This is a genomic window from Streptomyces sp. NPDC059851, from assembly GCF_042732005.1.
In the GTDB taxonomy this organism is placed as follows: domain Bacteria; phylum Actinomycetota; class Actinomycetes; order Streptomycetales; family Streptomycetaceae; genus Streptomyces.
On record NZ_JBHWJJ010000052.1, the window covers coordinates 17,437 to 35,972 of the forward strand.

12 protein-coding genes are annotated in these 18,536 nt (G+C 72.3%); all 12 read right to left on the reverse strand.

Translation table 11 applies throughout. The annotated features are described in order from the left end of the window. Nucleotides 1–30 precede the first annotated feature (30 nt). Complete coding sequence (galE, locus tag ACFV7Q_RS19515) at nt 31–1,032, reverse strand: UDP-glucose 4-epimerase GalE (RefSeq protein ID WP_385429926.1); 1,002 nt, start codon at nt 1,030–1,032, stop codon at nt 31–33. A 61-nt stretch (nt 1,033–1,093) separates the two neighbouring features. After that, nucleotides 1,094–2,713 (reverse strand): glycosyltransferase family 2 protein, encoded by a 1,620-nt coding sequence (locus tag ACFV7Q_RS19520; protein WP_385429928.1) that lies wholly within the window; start codon nt 2,711–2,713, stop codon nt 1,094–1,096. A gap of 76 nt (nt 2,714–2,789) precedes the next feature. Beyond that, nucleotides 2,790–4,235, reverse strand: coding sequence for a GTPase ObgE (obgE, locus tag ACFV7Q_RS19525; RefSeq protein WP_385429930.1), 1,446 nt, complete (start codon nt 4,233–4,235; stop codon nt 2,790–2,792). A gap of 169 nt (nt 4,236–4,404) precedes the next feature. Beyond that, the gene (rpmA, locus tag ACFV7Q_RS19530; protein ID WP_008738950.1) at nt 4,405–4,659 is read right to left on the reverse strand and encodes a 50S ribosomal protein L27; all 255 of its coding nucleotides are present in this window, start codon (nt 4,657–4,659) and stop codon (nt 4,405–4,407) included. Between the two features lie 14 nt (nt 4,660–4,673). After that, the gene (gene rplU / locus ACFV7Q_RS19535) at nt 4,674–4,994 is read right to left on the reverse strand and encodes a 50S ribosomal protein L21 (protein WP_114057537.1); all 321 of its coding nucleotides are present in this window, start codon (nt 4,992–4,994) and stop codon (nt 4,674–4,676) included. 472 nt (nt 4,995–5,466) lie between these two features. Continuing rightward, a complete protein-coding gene (locus ACFV7Q_RS19540) occupies nt 5,467–9,402 on the reverse strand; it encodes a ribonuclease E/G (protein WP_385429932.1) in 3,936 nt (1,311 codons plus the stop codon). Nucleotides 9,403–9,636: 234 nt separating this feature from the next. After that, on the reverse strand, nt 9,637–10,419 hold the full coding sequence (locus ACFV7Q_RS19545; RefSeq protein WP_385429934.1) for a TIGR03936 family radical SAM-associated protein: 783 nt from the start codon (nt 10,417–10,419) through the stop codon (nt 9,637–9,639). Nucleotides 10,420–10,645: 226 nt separating this feature from the next. Then, the gene (locus ACFV7Q_RS19550; RefSeq protein ID WP_385429935.1) at nt 10,646–11,374 is read right to left on the reverse strand and encodes a hypothetical protein; all 729 of its coding nucleotides are present in this window, start codon (nt 11,372–11,374) and stop codon (nt 10,646–10,648) included. A gap of 69 nt (nt 11,375–11,443) precedes the next feature. Further along, the gene (locus ACFV7Q_RS19555; protein ID WP_385429937.1) at nt 11,444–13,369 is read right to left on the reverse strand and encodes a TIGR03960 family B12-binding radical SAM protein; all 1,926 of its coding nucleotides are present in this window, start codon (nt 13,367–13,369) and stop codon (nt 11,444–11,446) included. A gap of 80 nt (nt 13,370–13,449) precedes the next feature. Then, entirely contained in the window at nt 13,450–15,045 is a 1,596-nt protein-coding gene (locus ACFV7Q_RS19560) for a CHAD domain-containing protein (RefSeq protein WP_385429939.1), read from the reverse strand. Nucleotides 15,046–15,136: 91 nt separating this feature from the next. Then, entirely contained in the window at nt 15,137–16,336 is a 1,200-nt protein-coding gene (gene rodA, locus ACFV7Q_RS19565) for a rod shape-determining protein RodA (RefSeq protein ID WP_385429941.1), read from the reverse strand. Between the two features lie 14 nt (nt 16,337–16,350). Then, nucleotides 16,351–18,531, reverse strand: coding sequence for a penicillin-binding protein 2 (gene mrdA / locus ACFV7Q_RS19570; RefSeq protein ID WP_385429942.1), 2,181 nt, complete (start codon nt 18,529–18,531; stop codon nt 16,351–16,353). Nucleotides 18,532–18,536: the final 5 nt, after the last annotated feature.

Consider the following 18,536-nt stretch of genomic DNA (forward strand, 5'->3'; position numbering starts at 1 on the left):
TGGGGCGTACGGCGGAAGATCCTGCGGCGACTAGCGCTCCGAGTGGTGCAGGGCGCCCTTGCGGTTGGCCTCCCAGCCCGCCCACGCCGAGGTGATCATCTCGCGGACGTCGTGCTTGGCCTTCCAGCCCAGCTCCGCGCGGATCCTGTCGGCCGAGGCCACGACCTTCGCCGGGTCGCCGGGACGGCGCGGCACGACCACCGGCTCGTGGTCGTGTCCGGTGCCCTCGTTCAGCAGCCGGGCCATCTCCCGGACGGAGACGCCCTCACCGCGGCCGATGTTGACCGTGAGGTCGCGGTAGTCCTCCGCGGCCGCCCACTCGGCGAGCTTGCGGGCCGCGGCCACGTGGGCCTCGGCCAGGTCCTCGACGTGGATGTAGTCGCGGATGCAGGTGCCGTCCGGGGTCGGGTAGTCGTCGCCGAAGATCCGGGCGCCCTCGCCGGCGTCGAACCGCTGGAAGACCATCGGGACCAGGTTGAAGACGCCCGTGTCCGCGAGCTCGGGGGTTGCCGCGCCCGCCACGTTGAAGTAGCGCAGGCAGGCCGTCGAAATGCCGTGCGCCCGGCCGGCCGCGCGGACCAGCCATTCGCCCGCCAGCTTGGTCTCGCCGTACGGGCTCAGCGGCGCGCACGGGGTCTCCTCGGTGACCAGGTCCACGTCGGGCATGCCGTACACGGAGGCGGAGGAGGAGAAGAGGAAGTTCCGGACGCCGGCGTCGGCCACCGCACCGAGCAGGACCTGCAGGCCCTCCACGTTCTCGTGGTAGTAGTACAGCGGCTTCTCGACGGACTCGCCGACCTGCTTCTTGCCCGCCAGGTGCACCACGCCCGTGATCTTGTGCTCGCGGATGGTCTCGTCGAGGACCAGCCGGTCCAGGACCGAGCCGATCACCAGCGGGACGCCCTCCGGGACACGGTCCTCGTTGCCCGTGGACAGGTCGTCGAGGACGACGACCCGCTCCCCCGCGAGCTGCATCGCGCGGACGACGTGCGAGCCGATGTAGCCGGCGCCACCGGTGATCAGAAAGGTCATGCGTTTCTCCCGAGTCCGTTTCCGTTGGTCTGGGCGGCGGTCCGGAGGCCGCCTGCCGTCTTCATCCCGCCGCGCGGCCTGCCCGGGCCCGGTGAAGACGGCTGCGTACGAGGCTCATCGCGCCCGCAGCGCCCGGCGCGAGCCGCAGTGCCAGGGACCCCCCGGCCGTGCGGAACGGCTGCGCCAGCAGAACACCGTACCTGCTGCTGAGCAGCGCCCTGCGGCGGAGCAGACCGTCGAGGGGGCGCGGGGAGGTGAGCAGGGAGCTCCCGTCGGCACAGTCCACGCCCACCTGCACGCTCCAGGCCTGCATGCCGCGCCGGCCCTGGCGGCGCCCGGCGGCGGCCACGGCCGTCAGGTGGAACGGCACCTCGCAGGTCCAGCCGTCGCCGTCCGCGGTGGGCCGCAGCTCCACCGGCCGGTCGAGCACCGGCTCGCCGCCCGCACGGGGCAGGAAGCTCAGCCGGGCGGTGCGCGGCCCGGCCTGCGCGAGGCGCCCGTACAAATCGTGCACCCGCAGCCGCAGGCCGCCGGAGCCGGCGGGTCCGGCGTCGACGGTGACGGGCAGGTCGGCGACCGGGAGCGCGTCCAGCCCGTCGAGGGGGACGGGCAGCTCCTCGCTCCACACGGGTCCGCCGTCGGGGCCGGTCGCGTACGGGGGCAGCAGTCGCGGCGGCTCCGCGGCGAACCGGGTGAGCCGGTCGACGTCGGCCGGCGGAGCGGGGGTGGCCCGCAGCAGGCGGACGATCCAGCGCGCATGGGCGCCGGCGGCCTCGACGGCAGCGTCCTCGAAGGTCTCCAGGTAGTCGCGGGTGAGGGTCCACCAGGCGGCCTGGTACTCGGGGTCGGTGCCGAGTTCGCGCAGGTACATGCGCAGGTCGTACTCCAGGAACTTCACCTGGCAGGCGCGGCCCAGCTCCGGGGAGGAGTCGGCGAGGATCCGGTGCGCCGTGCGGTGGGCCTCGACCCGGGAGCGCCAGTTGGAGACGTCCTTGCGGTCCAGGGAGATCGACACCTGGGCGGCGCTGCGGCGGACGTGCCAGACGTAGACGAGGTCGCCGATGACCGCGATGCGGGGCGCGGCGGCCAGGACGCGCGCGGTGAAGACGAAGTCCTCGTAGATGAACCGGCCGTCGGGGAACCGGATCGCGTGCTTCTCCAGGAACGACCGCTCGTACAGCTTGTTGACGCACAGGGTGTCGCGTACCAGCTCGGGCCGGCCGGCCGGCCGGTCGATGACGTCGCCCGGGGTGTAGAGCCCGGGCACCCACGGCGTGTCCTGGTGCTGCGGCAACTCGCGGCGCACGCAGGCGCCGACGGTGACGGGCGCCCGGTGCTCCTCGGCGGCCCGCAGGAGGGCCTCGGCCGCCCCGGCGGGCAGCACGTCGTCGCTGTCGAGGAACAGGACGTACGGGGAGGACGCCACCGCGATGCCGTCGTTGCGGGGGGTGCCGCACCCCCCGCTGTTCTCCGTGCGGTGCACGACCTTGAGGCGGGGGTGGACGGCGGCCAGCTCGTCGAGCACCCGGTCGGTGCCGTCGGACGAGGCGTCGTTGACGGCGATGACCTCGGCGACGACCGGGCCCTGGGCGAGTGCCGAGGTGACGGCCTCGCCCACGAGCTCGGCGTCGTTGTACGCGATCACGACGACGGAGACGCTGGGAGGAAGGGTGCTGCTCACCCGTGGATCCTAGGCGACCAGGGTAAACATCACCTCAATACCGGCGCCTCCGCCGACGGAACGACGGAAAGGCAGGTCAGAAGGGACGGAATTCGTCGTACTCCTGCTGCACGTGGTCCTTGCGGCGGGCGTCCTTCTCCTTGCGGCGCTGCGCGGCCGGACGCGGGGCCTCCATGCGGTGGTCCTCGCCACGGCGGCCCAGCATCTCGGCGCCGGCCATCATCGACGGCTCCCAGTCGAAGACGACCGCGTCCTCCTCGGAGCCGATGGCGACGCCGTCACCGGCGCGGGCGCCGACCTTCAGCAGCTCGTCCTCGACGCCCAGGCGGTTGAGGCGGTCGGCCAGGTAGCCGACGGCCTCGTCGTTGTTGAAGTCCGTCTGGCGGACCCAGCGTTCCGGCTTCTCGCCGCGCACCCGGTACACGCCCTCGGCCTCGTCGAAGGTGACGGTGAAGCCGGTCTCGTCGACCGCCTTCGGGCGGATGATGATGCGGGTCGCCTCCTGCTTCGGCTTGCGGGCGCGCGCCTTGGCGACGACCTCCGCGAGGAAGTAGGAGAGCTCCTTCAGGCCGGTGCGGGCGACCGCGGAGACCTCGAAGACCTTGTAGCCGCGGGCCTCCAGGTCGGGCCGGATCATGTCGGCCAGGTCCTGGCCGTCCGGGATGTCGACCTTGTTGAGGACGACGAGCCGCGGCCGGGTCTCCAGGCCGCCGCCGTACTGCTTGAGCTCCTCCTCGATGACGTCGAGGTCGGAGACGGGGTCGCGGTCGGACTCCAGGGTGGCGGTGTCCAGGACGTGCACGAGGACCGAGCAGCGCTCCACGTGCCGCAAGAACTCCAGGCCCAGCCCCTTGCCCTGGCTGGCGCCCGGGATGAGGCCGGGGACGTCGGCGATCGTGTACACGGTCGAGCCGGCGGTGACGACGCCCAGGTTCGGGACGAGCGTGGTGAAGGGGTAGTCCGCGATCTTCGGCTTGGCGGCGGAGAGCACCGAGATCAGCGAGGACTTGCCGGCGCTGGGGAAACCGACGAGCGCCACGTCGGCAACGGTCTTCAGCTCCAGCACGATGTCGCCGGTCGCGCCGGGGACGCCGAGGAGCGCGAAGCCGGGCGCCTTGCGGCGGGCGGAGGCGAGCGCCGCGTTGCCGAGGCCACCGCGGCCGCCCTCGGCGGCGACGTACGTGGTGCCCTGGCCCACGAGGTCGGCGAGGACGTTGCCCTGCTTGTCGAGGACGACGGTGCCGTCCGGGACCGGCAGGACCAGGTCCTGGCCGTCCTTGCCGGAGCGGTTGCCGCCCTCGCCGGGCTTGCCGTTGGTGGCCTTGCGGTGCGGGCTGTGGTGGTAGTCCAGCAGGGTGGTGACCGACTGGTCGACGACCAGGATCACGTCACCGCCTCGGCCGCCGTTGCCGCCGTCGGGACCGCCGAGCGGCTTGAACTTCTCCCGGTGCACGGAGGCGCAGCCGTGGCCCCCGTTACCCGCGGCGACGTGCAGCTCGACGCGGTCCACGAAGGTGGTCATGGGTGTTCCTCCAGTTACAGACGGGATGTCCCGGACAGACCTTGCTGTCCCATTAAACGTGTGTACGTACGAACGCGCCGAGGGCGGACCTCTCTTCCCGGCGTGGCGCCGGGAAGAGCTGAGATCCGCCCTCGGGACTTACGAACGCTCGATCAGCAGAAAAGCTGGATCAGGCGGCCGGAACGATGTTCACGACCTTGCGGCCACGGTGCGTGCCGAACTGCACGGCACCGGCCTGCAGCGCGAACAGCGTGTCGTCGCCACCACGGCCGACACCGGCGCCCGGGTGGAAGTGCGTGCCGCGCTGGCGGACGAGGATCTCACCAGCGGAAACGACCTGACCGCCGAAGCGCTTCACGCCGAGCCGCTGGGCATTGGAATCGCGACCGTTCCGGGTGGACGATGCGCCCTTCTTGTGTGCCATTGCTCAGTCCCTCTTTACTTCGCGGCCGACGGGATGGACGTGACCTTGATCGCCGTGTACTGCTGACGGTGACCCTGGCGACGGCGGTAGCCGGTCTTGTTCTTGTAGCGCAGGATGTCGATCTTGGCGCCCTTGGTGTGGTCCACGACCTCGGCCTGGACCTTGATGCCCGCCAGGACCCACGGGTCGCTGGTCACGGCGTCGCCGTCGACCACGAGCAGGGTCGAGAGCTCGACCGTGTCGCCAGCCTTGGCAGTGGAAATCTTGTCAACCTCAACGATGTCGCCGACAGCAACCTTGTGCTGGCGGCCACCGCTGCGCACGATGGCGTACACGCGGATCTCTCTCTCGCTCGCAATGGGAACCCCTGAAGCCAGCCGCTCCCCGCCGAACGCGGGACGGCCTCCCCCACGCCGCTCGCGGCCCAGGGGGTGAGGTGCTCAGTGGCTGGCGTGCACGTAGACACGCCGACGGTCAAGGTTACGGGGCCGGGTTTAGGAGGTCAAACCGGCTCGTGCACGCCCCCGGCCCCACGTCTCGGGCAGCCTGGCCGCGGGTCCGGGGCGGCGGCGGTGACGAACGCCCCGTCCACGGCCGCCACCACGTTGCGCGGCTCCTCAGAAGGCAGCGGCGTGGAGGCAGCGGCGTCCAGGACGCGGTCTCCCGCGCGAACGGCGTCCGCGTCCGGCACGCCGAGACCCCGCCCGGCCGGCCGCCCGCCGGCCCACCGGCATTCCCGCTCGCCGCGTGCGGGTACGGGACTGCCCCGGCCCCGTGCAGGGGCCGGGGCAGTCCCGGTGACGTGGATCAGGCGTCGGCGTCCGTGGCGGGCTCCGCCGCCGCGGCCTTCTTGGTCGCCTTCTTGGCCGTCGTCTTCTTCGCCGTCGTCTTCTTGGCGGCGGTCTTCTTGGCCGTCGTCGTCTTCTTCGCGGCGGCCTTCTTCGCCGGGGCCTTCTTGGCCGCCGTCTTGCGGACCGTCTTCTTGGCCGGGGCGGCCTCCTCGGTCGGGGCCTCCGCCTCGGCCTCGGGTACCGCTGCCGGCTCGGCCTCGGCCGGGGCCGCCTCGACCACCAGGACCGCCGCCTCCGCGCCCGCCGGGGACCCGGCCGGAGCGGTGGCCTTGCGGGTGGCGCGGCGCCGCGGACGGGCCGGTGCGGCCTCCGCCGCCGGGACCTCCGCAACCGGAGCCTCGGCAACCGCAGCCTCGGCAGCCGGGGCCTCGCCCTCCACGACCTCAGCCTCGACGACCTCGGCCGGCGCGGCCTCGGCGGCCGGCTCGGGCTGCGGCTCCGGCTCGGCCACGACGGCCGGCTCCGGCTCCACGGCCGGAGCGGTCGCCTTGCGGGTGGCGCGGCGGCGCGTACGACCCTTCGGCGCGGCCTCCTCGACCGCCGGGACGGGTGCGGCCTCGACCGTCTCCGCCGCGGCCACGGCCTCGGCGACGGCCTCGGCGGCCGGCTCCAGCACCGTGTCTGCGGCCTCGGTGACCGGCTCGGCCTCCACCTCGACCACCGGCACCGGGGCCGGAGCCTCGACCGGGACGGCCTCCACCGCGGGCGCGGCCGCGGCACGCGGGGCACCCGCCGCAGCGGTCGCCTTGCGGGTGGCACGGCGGCGGTTGCGGCGGCCGCTGATACCGGCCGCTGCGGCCTCCGCCTCGGCGGCGCTGCTGTAGAGCTCCTCGTCCGGGGCGAACGCCGGTTCGGGCAGCGCGACCGGCGCGGCCACCTCGGCGGCCACCTCGGCCTCGGTCTCCACCTCGACACCCGCCTCCGGGGCCTCGGTCACGGCCGCCTCGACGGCCTCGATCTCGTGCTCGTGGCCGCGGCCGCCGCGGCGCTTGGCCCGCTTGCCGCCGTTGCCGGCCGTGGTGGCCGTGTCCATGTGCACGATCACACCGCGCCCGTTGCAGTGGACGCAGGTCTCGGAGAAGGACTCCAGCAGGCCCTGGCCGACCCGCTTGCGGGTCATCTGGACCAGGCCCAGCGAGGTCACCTCGGCGACCTGGTGCTTCGTACGGTCCCGCCCCAGGCACTCCAGCATCCGCCGCAGCACCAGGTCCCGGTTCGACTCCAGGACCATGTCGATGAAGTCGACGACGACGATGCCGCCCAGGTCGCGCAACCGCAGCTGGCGCACGATCTCCTCGGCCGCCTCCAGGTTGTTCCTGGTGACGGTCTCCTCCAGGTTGCCGCCCTGGCCGGTGAACTTGCCCGTGTTGACGTCGATGACGATCATCGCCTCGGTCTTGTCGATCACGAGGGAGCCGCCGGAGGGCAGCCACACCTTGCGGTCGAGCGCCTTGGCGAGCTGCTCGTCGATCCGGTACGTCGCGAAGACGTCGACCTCGGAGGTCCAGCGCTGCAGCCGGTCGGCCAGGTCCGGGGCCACGTGCGAGACGTAGCCGTGGATGGTCTCCCAGGCGCTGTCACCGCTGACGATGACCTTCGAGAAGTCCTCGTTGAAGATGTCGCGCACGACACGGACGGTCATGTCCGGCTCGCCGTACAGCAGGCTCGGCGACGAGGTCGTGATCTGCTTGGACTTCTTCTGGATGTCTTCCCACTGCGCCTGCAGACGCTCGACGTCGCGACGCAGCTCCTCCTCGCTCGCGCCCTCGGCGGCGGTGCGCACGATGACGCCCGCGTCCTCGGGGACGATCTTCTTGAGGATGCTCTTCAGGCGCGCACGCTCGGTGTCGGGCAGCTTGCGGCTGATGCCGGTCATCGAGCCCTCGGGCACGTAGACCAGGTAGCGGCCGGGCAGCGAGACCTGCGAGGTCAGGCGGGCGCCCTTGTGGCCGATCGGGTCCTTGGTGACCTGGACGAGCACGGACTGGCCGGACTTCAGGGCGGACTCGATGCGGCGCGGCCCGTTGGCCAGGCCGAGCGCCTCGAAGTTGACCTCGCCGGCGTACAGGACCGCGTTGCGGCCCTTGCCGATGTCGATGAAGGCGGCCTCCATCGACGGCAGCACGTTCTGGACCTTGCCCAGGTAGACGTTGCCGACGTACGAGGTGGCCTCTTCCTTGTTGACGTAGTGCTCGACGAGCACGTTGTCCTCGAGGACGCCGATCTGGGTGCGCTCGCCGGACTGGCGGACGACCATCACGCGCTCGACGGCCTCACGACGGGCCAGGAACTCGGCCTCGGTGATGATCGGCACGCGGCGGCGGCCCTGCTCGCGACCCTCGCGGCGGCGCTGCTTCTTCGCCTCCAGGCGGGTCGAGCCCTTGATGGACTGGACCTCGTCGGAGGACTCGGCCTTCTCGCGGGCCGGGCGGGGCTCACGGACCTTGACGACGGTGCGCACACCGTCCTCGTCGGCGGTCTCGGCCTCCATGACGGCGTCACCGGAGCGGCGGCGACGGCGACGACGGCGACGGCTGGAGCCGGCACCGAACGCACCTGCCTCCTCGGCCTCCGCCTCCTCGTCTTCCTCTTCCTCCTCCGCCTCGGCGGTCTCGGCCTCTTCCTCGGCGGTCTCGTCGAGGTCGGCGGCCTCACCGCGGCGGCGACGACGACCACCACGGCGACGGCGGCGCGAGGGGCGCTCGCCGGACTCGTCGGCCTCTTCCTCGTCCTCCACGTCGGCGGCCTCGGCCGCGGGCTCCTCCTCGGCGGGCTCCGCGGACGGCGCCTGCGGCGCGGTCTCGTCGAACTCGGCGGCCTCACCGCGGCGGCGACGACGGCGACGGCCGGCCGGCCGCTCGGCGGGGGGCTGGACGGCCTCGACCTCGACTTCGGCGGCGAGCTCGTCCTCCTCCTCGGCTTCCTCCTCGGCCAGGGCCTCGGCGCGGGCGGCCGCGGCCGCGAGGGCGGCGGTCTCCGGAGTCTGGAACATCGGCTCGGCGAAGACCGGGGCCTGGAAGACGGGCACGGCGGGACGCATGACACGGCGCGCACGGGTCGGGGCGGCGGCCTCCTCGGCCTCCGGCTCGGCGGGGGCGGCGGCAGCGGCCGGAGCGGCGGCGCGGGTGACGCGGCGGCGGCCGCGCTTCGGGGCGTCGACGGCGTCGCCGACGGTGAAGCGGGCGGTGGTGGCCTTGGGGGCCTCCTCCTCGACCGCGGTCTCGACGGCCGGGGCCTCGACAACCGTCGGGGCTTCGGCAGCCGGAGCCGAAACGGCACGGGTGGCCCGACGACGCGTACGCGGCGCAGGCGCAGCGGCCTCCTCGGCAACCGGCGCGGCCTCAACGGCCGGAGCCTCGACCGGGGCGGCCTCGACGACCGCCGGAGCCTCGGCACCCGGAGCCGAAGCAACACGAGTGGCACGACGACGCGTACGCGGCGCAGGCGCAGCAGCCTCCTCCACGACCGGCGCGGCGGGCGCGGCCGGAGCCTCCACCGGGGTGGCGGCCTCGGCACCCGGAGCCGAAACGGCACGGGTGGCACGACGACGCGTACGCGGCGCAGGCGCAGCAGCCTCCTCGGCAACCGGCGCGGCGGGCGCGGCGGGAGCCTCCACCGGGGTGGCGGCCTCGGCCGGAACCTCGGCGGCGGGCTTGGCGGCGGCGCGCGTCACGCGGCGGCGCGGCCGCGCCGGGGCGGCGGTTTCCGCAGCGGGGGCGGCGGCCGGAGCGGCGGCCTCGGCGGCAGCCTCGTGGGTGGCCTCGGCGGCGGGCGCACCGGGCGGACCGGCCGGCCGCGACGCGGCACGGCGGCGCCTGCGCGGGGGCAGGTTGTCGCTCGGGCTGCCGTTGTCGACGCCGTCGGCGGGGTTCTTGTTTTCGTTGTCGAGCATGCGGGCGGTTCTCCCGTCACGCTCCCGGGCGCCGCGGCTGACATCCGGTCCGGCACGGCTCCGCACGATCAGCGCGGAGCCGGCCTCCGGGGCGCGTTCGCCACACGGGAGCTGTAGTCCGTGGCCGCCGGTTCCGTACGCCTTGTCCGTACGGCCTGGCGGAAGTCTTCAGGTGGGTGCGCTGCCCGACCCAGGTGGCTCCCGAGTGCCAGGGCGGCGCGGCGACGGCGTTCCCTACGCGGCGGGACCTTCCGGCGCCTTCGCGTCGGCGGTCACGGCGGCCTTGGGTGTAGCGGCCGTGTCAGCCTCGCGGTCGGGCGCGAGCGGGTCGGTCACCGTGCCGGACTCCTCGTCGAAGAGCCCCTGCGCCAGCCTGGTCACCGCTGCGGGGACCGGCGGCGCCAGGTCGGCCACAGCTCGGAGACCGGACAGGACGTCGTCGGGTCGTACGGCAGGTGTCAGATGCCGAACAACCAGCCGCAGTATCGCACAGGCATTGTCCAGTGGCCTATCAGCCTGGACCGGAAGAACCTCCAGGGATGCAACGGCCCCCCGGGTGTCGAAGGTGCGCATGCCGTTCTTGGTGCGGCGCTGCACCTCGACCGTGTCGGCGGCGAGGTAGGCCTCGACCGCGCCGGCGGCCTCGGCGGTGTCCACCCCGTCCAGCCGGAGCTCCCACACGGAGGCGGTGAGACGGTCCGCGAGCCCGGAGGTGCGGGCCTCCACGGCGTCGACGATGTCGAGGCCGACCGGCATCGACTCGTCGAGCAGCTCACGGAGCTTCGCCGGGTCGCGGTGCTCGGTGAGCGCGATCTCCAGGTACTCGGCCTCGCTGCCGGTGCCGGTCGGCGCGGCGTTCGCGTACGAGACGCGGGGGTGCGGCGTGAAGCCGGCCGAGTAGGCCATGGGCACCTCGGCACGGCGCAGGGCGCGCTCGAACGCGCGCTGGAAGTCCCGGTGGCTGGTGAACCGGAGGCGGCCGCGCTTGGTGTAGCGCAGTCGGATGCGCTGTGCCACCGGTGCGGGGGGCGGGCCTTCGGGCTGTCGCTTGCCCAGTGGTTCTTCTCCTTGTGCGGGGCGGCGCGGCTCGCGCGCCACCCTGAGGTCCGGTGAGCCTGCGGGCGTGCCGTGCCCCCCGGCTCACCCCTGCGGTGTGTGCAGGGAGCGCTCAGGGCGGGCTGGCAGCCCAGGCTGTCGTACTACCCAGAGTACGCGCCCGTGACCTCGCCGGTTCCGGGGGCGGTCACCCGAGGAGGGCCCGCCGCACCTCGGCGCGGACCTGCCGTACGGTCGCCCGGACCGTGCGCCAGGCGTCCCGCAGGACGTGCCCGAGAGGGGTGAGCACGTACCGGTGGACCTGCGCGCACGGCCACACGATCAGCACCCGCCCCACGAGGGCGATCCCCCGCCACAGCGCCTTCACGATCCGCCCGGCCACGTGCCAGGCCCAGAGGAACAGCCTCCCGACCGGCGCGAGCACGTACGCGTACACCCCGCGGGCCAGCCAGGCGACGGCGGTCCCGAGCGGCCGCAGCAGGTACCGGTAGACCCCCCGCCCCAGCGGGACGAGCACGTGGCGCCAGGTCAGGTCACATGCCCAGGCGATCCCCAGCCCGATCGGCCGGAGCAAGTACCGGTAGGTCACCCGCCCGACCGGGGAGAGCAGGTACGCGTACAGCGCCCGCCCGACGGGCGCGAGGACGTACCGCCACAACCCCACCCAGGGCCAGACGAAGACCAGCTTGAGCAGAACGGTCAGCACCCACCCGAGCCCGCGGAGCAGCGGTTCGAGTGCGTGGGTCCACAGCGGTCCGAGGACGTGCCGGTGCGCGGCCCGCCCGAAGGCGGCGAGCAGGTCCCAGACCACTCGCAAGGGCAGCACGATCAGCACCGCGACCACCTTGGCGGGGATGCGCAGCACCCCCACGAGGCAGCCTTCGCTCTGCCCGGAAGGCCGTTTGTCGAGTTCCATGCAGGTAAGGACACGCAAAAGCCCCCTGCCGTTGCACGGCGGGGGGCTTTCGGGTCCGGTTCGCCCGGGCTACTTGACGACCGTCAGCGGCAGCAGCTTCTTGCCCGTGGGCCCGATCTGGATCTGCGTGTCCATCTGGGGGCAGACGCCGCAATCGAAGCACGGGGTCCAGCGGCAGTCCTCGACCTCGGTCTCGTCGAGGGCGTCCTGCCAGTCCTCCCAGAGCCAGTCCTTGTCCAGGCCGGAGTCCAGGTGGTCCCAGGGCAGGACCTCCTCGTACGTGCGCTCGCGCGTCGTGTACCAGTCGACGTCCACGCCGTGCGCGGCGAGGGCCTTGTCGGCGCACTGCATCCAGCGGTCGTAGCTGAAGTGCTCGCGCCAGCCGTCGAAGCGGCCGCCGTCCTCGTACACCGCGCGGATCACGTCGCCGACGCGGCGGTCGCCGCGGGAGAGGAGGCCCTCGACGATGCCCGGCTTGCCGTCGTGGTAGCGGAAGCCGATGGAGCGGCCGTACTTCTTGTCGCCGCGGATCTTGTCGCGGAGCTTGGCCAGACGGGCGTCGGTCTCCTCGGCGGACAGCTGCGGCGCCCACTGGAACGGGGTGTGCGGCTTGGGGACGAAGCCGCCGATGGAGACCGTGCAGCGGATGTCGTTCTGGCCGGAGACCTCCCGGCCCTTGGCGATGACGTTGACGGCCATGTCGCCGATCTGGAGGACGTCCTCGTCGGTCTCGGTCGGCAGGCCGCACATGAAGTACAGCTTCACCTGGCGCCAGCCGTTGCCGTAGGCGGTGGCGACGGTGCGGATCAGGTCCTCTTCCGAGACCATCTTGTTGATGACCTTGCGCATGCGCTCGGAGCCGCCCTCGGGGGCGAAGGTCAGGCCGGAGCGGCGCCCGTTGCGGGTGAGCTCGTTGGCCAGGTCCACGTTGAACGCGTCGACGCGGGTCGACGGGAGGGACAGGCCCACCTTGTCGTCCGCGTAGCGGTCCGCGAGGCCCTTGGCGATGTCGGCGATCTCGGTGTGGTCCGCGGAGGAGAGGGAGAGCAGGCCGACCTCTTCGAAGCCGGTGGCCTTCAGGCCGCGGTCGACCATCTCGCCGATGCCGGTGATGCTTCGCTCCCGCACGGGGCGCGTGATCATGCCGGCCTGGCAGAAACGACAGCCGCGGGTGCAGCCGCGGAAGATCTCGACGGACATGCGCTCGTGGACGGTCTCGGCGAGCGGGACGAGCGGCTGCTTGGGGTACGGCCACTCGTCGAGGTCCATGACGGTGTGCTTGGAGACCCGCCACGGCACCCCCGACCGGTTCGGCACGACACGCCCGATGCGGCCGTCGGGCAGGTACTCCACGTCGTAGAAGCCCGGCACGTAGACGCCGCCGGTCTTGGCGAGGCGCAGCAGCAGCTCCTCGCGACCGCCGGGGCGGCCCTCGGCCTTCCATGTGCGGATGATCCCGGTGATGTCGAGGACGGCCTGCTCTCCGTCGCCGATGACGGCGCAGTCGATGAACTCCGCGATCGGCTCGGGGTTGAAGGCGGCGTGGCCGCCGGCGAGGACGATCGGGTGGTCGACGGTGCGGTTGCGGGCCTCCAGCGGGATGCCGGCGAGGTCCAGCGCCGTGAGCATGTTGGTGTAGCCCAGCTCCGTGGAGAAGGACAGGCCGAACACGTCGAAGGCACCGACCGGGCGGTGGCTGTCGACGGTGAACTGCGGCACCTGGTGCTCGCGCATGAGCTCTTCGAGGTCGGGCCACACGCTGTAGGTGCGCTCGGCCAGGACGCCCTCGCGCTCGTTCAGTACCTCGTAGAGGATCATGACGCCCTGGTTGGGCAGCCCGACCTCGTACGCGTCGGGGTACATGAGCGCCCACCGGACGTCACAGGAGTCCCACGGCTTGACGGTGGAGTTCAGCTCACCGCCGACGTACTGGATGGGCTTCTGCACATGCGGGAGCAGAGCTTCGAGCTGTGGGAAGACCGACTCGGACATCACGCGACTTTCGTGAAGCGGGCAGGGGGCGACTCTCAAGCGTAACCCGAGGCGTCGCCGGTGCCGGACGTCGTGATCTTGGCCTAGGGGGCGAGGGCCTTGCGCAGGGCGGGGTCGGAGGCCTTGTCCCAGATTTCCGGAAGCTCTCGTTCGTGTGAAGCGGCGAGGGCCTCCTCACGGGCGTAGAGGACGCCCCAGCTGAAGGCGGACTCCCCTGCGGCGGTGGCCTGCTCGGCGAGGCCGCGCAGTGCCTCGCGGGCGACGACGCTGTCCTGGTGGTCGCCGAGCAGGGTCTGGACGGACTTCATGGCCTTGGCGTGGCGGTCGGCGGGCTTGCCGAGCGCGGGGGCTGCGGCCTCGGCCGCGTACCGGGCGCGCTTGGCGGCCTTGCGGGCGTCGTGGAGGGCGTGGTCGCGTTCCTGGCCGGGTTCCAGGGAGAGGGCGTGCTCGATCCGGCCGGCGAGCCGCTCGTAGTCGCGGAGCACCGCCTTGGGCAGGGCCTTTCCGGCGGGCTTGGCGGCGGCCGGCAGTAGCGGCGGGTCGGCGATCAGGGCGTCGATGGCGTCGAGCAGGGCCAGGTGGCGCGGGGAGTCGAGGAAGGCGACGGCGCGGCGGCGGGAGGCGGCGCGGCGGCCGTTGTTCCAGGTGCGCAGGCGACCGCGGACGGGGCCGTGGCGCAGGGTGTTCGGGAGGTCTTCGAGGCCGGCCTGGAACCGCTCGTGCAGGACTTCCTGGTCGCGGTCGACGCCGAGTTCCCGGCCGAGGCGGCGCAGCTCCTCGCCGATGGGGTCGGTGGCTTCGCGGTCGAGGATCTTGCGGTAGGTCTTGAAGGCGCTGCGCATCCGGCGTGAGGCGACCCGCATCTGGTGGACGGAGTCGGGCAGGTTGCGGCGTACGGCGGGGTCCTGGGCCACGAGGGCGTCGCGCTGTTCGCGCAGGTACGCGAGGACGTACGCGCCCGCGGTGCCCTCGGCGGGGCCGGGCCCGGGGCGGGGGGCGGGTCCGGTGCCGGTCTCGGCGAGGGCCCGGGCGAGCTTGGAGGGGGCGTCGCTGACGCGGATCCCCGCTTTGCGGAACTTCTTTTCGACGGCGTCGAGGAGGGCGGGGTCGACGCCGTCGGCGAGTTCCACCTCGACCTCGGTCCAGGTGGCGACGGCCCCGGCGGCCGCCTCGGTCACGGCGGCCCCGCCCGCCCCGGCGGCCTCGGTCACGGCGGCCTCGGTCCCGGCGGGCTCGGCCTCGGCGCGGACGCTGTCGGTGGAGAGCTCGGCGAGCAGCGTGCCGTCGGCGTCGAGGAGGTGGCTGACCTGCCGCGAGGAGAGCAGCCGGACCTGCGGGCGCAGGCCGCCGCCGCGGACGCGGGAGCGGACGAGGGCGGCCAGCGAGCGCGGAAGGCTGTCGCTGAGCGGGGCGGCGATCTCGTCGCGGACGCCGGGGGAGACGGGCAGTTTGAGGTGCCAGCCGGCGTCGGCGCCGCCGGTCCGGCGCCTGAGGGTGAGCCCGTCGGCGGCGAGTCGCTGGTCGGGGGTGTCGTAGTAGACGGCGTCGAGGTCGACGGTGCCCCGGTCGGCGACCTCGGCGATCCCGGCGGTGCCGGTCAGGTCGGGAACCCCGCGCCGGGCCGCCTTGCTCGTCTCGAACTCGAACTTGCGCTCGATCTCCCGCTTCGTATCCGCCATGCATCGAACTTAATCCTGAACGGATCACGACGGGAGGGTGAACGGCCTCCGGACGGCCGATCGGCCGTGAAACGGCCGAAGACGACCCCCGCTAGGCCGACAACGGCCGCTGCACCTTGATGGACTGCAGCAGCCCGATGGCCACCCACACCGCGAACATGGACGAGCCGCCGTAGGACACGAAGGGCAGCGGCAGACCGGCCACCGGCATGATCCCGAGGTTCATCCCGATGTTCTCGAAGGACTGGAAGGCGAACCAGGCGATGATCCCGGCGCAGACGATCGTCCCGTACAGCTCGGTGGTCTCCCGGGCGATCACGCAGGCCCGCCACAGGATCACGCCGAGCAGGACGAGCAGCAGCCCGCCGCCGACGAAGCCGAGCTCCTCCCCCGCCACCGTGAACACGAAGTCGGTCTGCTGCTCGGGCACGAACTGCCCGGTGGTCTGCGAGCCCTTGAACAGTCCGGCGCCGGTCAGGCCGCCGGAGCCGATCGCGATGCGCGCCTGGTTGGTGTTGTAGCCGACGCCGGCCGGGTCGAGGTCGGGGTTGGCGAAGGCCGCGAAGCGGTTGATCTGGTACTCGTCGAGGATGCCGAGCTGCCAGACCAGCACGGCGCCGGCGACGCCCGAGCCGAGGAGGCCGAGCACCCACCGGTTGGAGGCGCCGGAGGCCAGGAGGACGCCGAGCACGATGACGACCATGACCATGACCGATCCCAGGTCGGGCATCAGCATGATGATGCCCATCGGGGCGGCGGCCAGGCACAGCGCCTTCACCACCGTGCGGTGGCCCGGGTGGGCGAGGTCGCCCGCGTCCACCTGCGCGGCCAGCAGCATCGCCATGACCAGGATGATCGTGATCTTCACGAACTCGGAGGGCTGGAGGGAGAAGCCGCCGCCGAGCACGATCCACGCGTGGGCGCCGTTGATGGTGGCGCCGAGCGGGGTGAGCACGGCGATGATCAGCACCAGCGAGATCCCGTAGAGGATCGGCACGGCGCCGCGCAGGGTCCGGTGGCCGAGCCAGATCGTGCCGATCATCAGCACCAGGCCGATGCCGGTGTTCAGGGCGTGCCGTACCAGGAAGTAGTACGGGTCTCCCTGGTTCAGCTGGGTGCGGTTCCGGGTCGCGGACCACACCAGCAGGCTCCCCAGGAGGGACAGGGCGAGCGCGGACAGGAGTATCGGCCAGTCGAGGCGGCGCAGCACGGAGTCGCGCGAGGTCAGTTTGGCCATCGCGCCGCGCTCGGGTGCGTAGCGGGATACGGAGAACTTGTTGGCGGTCTGCATGGTCGCTCTTCGGCTCAGTCGTGCCACGACGGGGGCTGGGCGGGGGGACCGGCGAGCGCGGGCGGCGCCAGTTCCTCCGGGGACGGGGGCACGTACGGCTTGATCTCGGGTGCTGCGATGGAGCCGTCGGGCTGGATGGTGGGCAGCTTGGACTCCGGCCGGGGCAGCAGGGCCCTGGCGGCGTCGAATTCGCCGGCCATGTCGTATCCGTACATGGCGTTGTAGATGTTGCGCACGGCGGGACCGGAGGCACCGGATCCGGTCCCGGCCTGGGAGATCGTCATCACGATGACGAAGTCGTCGGTGTACGTCGCCAGCCACGAGGTGGTCTGCTTGCCGTAGACCTGGGCGGTGCCGGTCTTGGCCCGCATCGGGATCTTGTCCTGCGGCCAGCCGCCGAACCGCCAGGCGGCGGTGCCGCCGGGCTCGACGACCATGCGCAGGCCCTTGTCGAGGTCGTGGATGGTCTTGGCGTCGACGGGCAGCCTGCCGTGGGGGGTGGGCTTGATGACGTCGACCCGCTTGCCGTCGGGGCTGACGACGGCCTTGCCGATGGTGGGGTTGAAGAGCGTGCCGCCGTTGCTGATGGCGGCGTAGGCGGTGGCCATCTGGATGGGGGTGACGAGGACGTCGCCCTGGCCGATGGCGAAGTTGATGCTGTCGAAGGCCTTCAGCTGGTTGCCTTCGAGGCAGCTCTCGTAGGCGATCTGCTCGACGTAGGTGCCGCCCTTCTTGCCCTGCTTGCACCAGGCGTCCTTGTTGGCCTTCCAGAAGTTCTTCTTCCACTGGCGGTCGGGGATCCGGCCGGTGACCTCGTTCGGCAGGTCGACGCCGGTTTCGGAGCCGAGTCCGAACTCGCGGGCGGTCCGGTAGAACCAGTCGTGGGCGTCCTTCTTGGGCTTGAGGCCGCCGTCGCGCTGCCACTCCTTGTGGCCGAGGGCGTAGAAGACGGTGTTGCAGGAGAACTTGAGGGCTTCGCCGAGGGTGATCGGGCCGTGGCCCTTGGATTCGAAGTTCGCGAAGCTCCGGCCGCCGAGGCTGTAGGAGCTGCTGCAGTTGTAGCGGCTGTTGAAGGGGTAGCCGGCCCGTACGGCGGCGCTCGCCGAGACCACCTTGAAGATGGAGCCCGCCGGGGCCTGGCCCTGGATCGCCCGGTTGAGCAGCGGGTAGTTGGAGTTCTTGCTGGTGAGCGCTGCGTAGTCCGAGCCGGAGATGCCGCCGACCCAGGCGTTGGGGTCGTAGTCGGGTTGGGAGGCCATCGCGACGACGCGGCCGGTCCTGGCCTCCATGACGACCACGGCGCCGGAGTCGGCCTCGTACTTGCGTCCGGTGATCTTGTCGGTCTGCTGGCGGACGGTCTTCATCGCCTGCTGGAGCTCGTACTCGGCGACGGCCTGGACGCGGGCGTCGATGCTGGTGATGAGGGTGGAGCCGGGGATGCCGGGGTCGGACTTGGTCTGGCCCATGACCCGGCCGAGGTTGTCGACCTCGTAGGAGGTGACGGTCGCCTTGCCGCGCAGCTGCTTGTCGTACGTGCGCTCGATCCCGGAGCGGCCGACCTGATCGGAGCGCAGGTGGGGCGAGTCGGTGTCCTTCGCCTTCTGGATCTCCTCGTCGGTGACCGGCGAGAGGTAGCCGAGCGCCTGGGCGGTGCGGGCCCCGCCGGGCGCCGGGTAGCGGCGTACGGCGGTCGGCTCGGCGGTGATGCCGGGGAACTCCTCGGGGCGCTCGCGGATCTGCAGGGCCTGCTGGGTGGTGGCCTCGGAGGTGACGGGGATGGGCTGGTAGGGGGAGCCGTTCCAGCAGGGCTTGGGGGTCTCGGAGTCGCAGATGCGGACCTTCTCCATCACCTCCCGCGGGGACATGTCCAGGACGGCGGAGAGTCGGGTCAGGACGCCCTTGCCCTTGTCCTTCATCTTCATCAGCGCCGTACGGCTGGCGGAGACCACCAGCCGGGTCTCGTTGTCGGCGAGGGCAACGCCGCGGGCGTCGAGGATGGGGCCGCGCACGGCGGGCTGGACGACCCGCTGGACGTGGTTGCTCTTCGCCTCGTCGTAGTACTCACCGCCGTTGCGGATCTGGAGGTACCACAGGCGTCCGCCGAGCGTGCAGAGCATGGAGAAGATGAGGACCTGGAGGATGACGAGCCGGATCTGGACCCGGGGGATCCGGCCGGTCTCGGGGGTGTTGGTCACGGGCG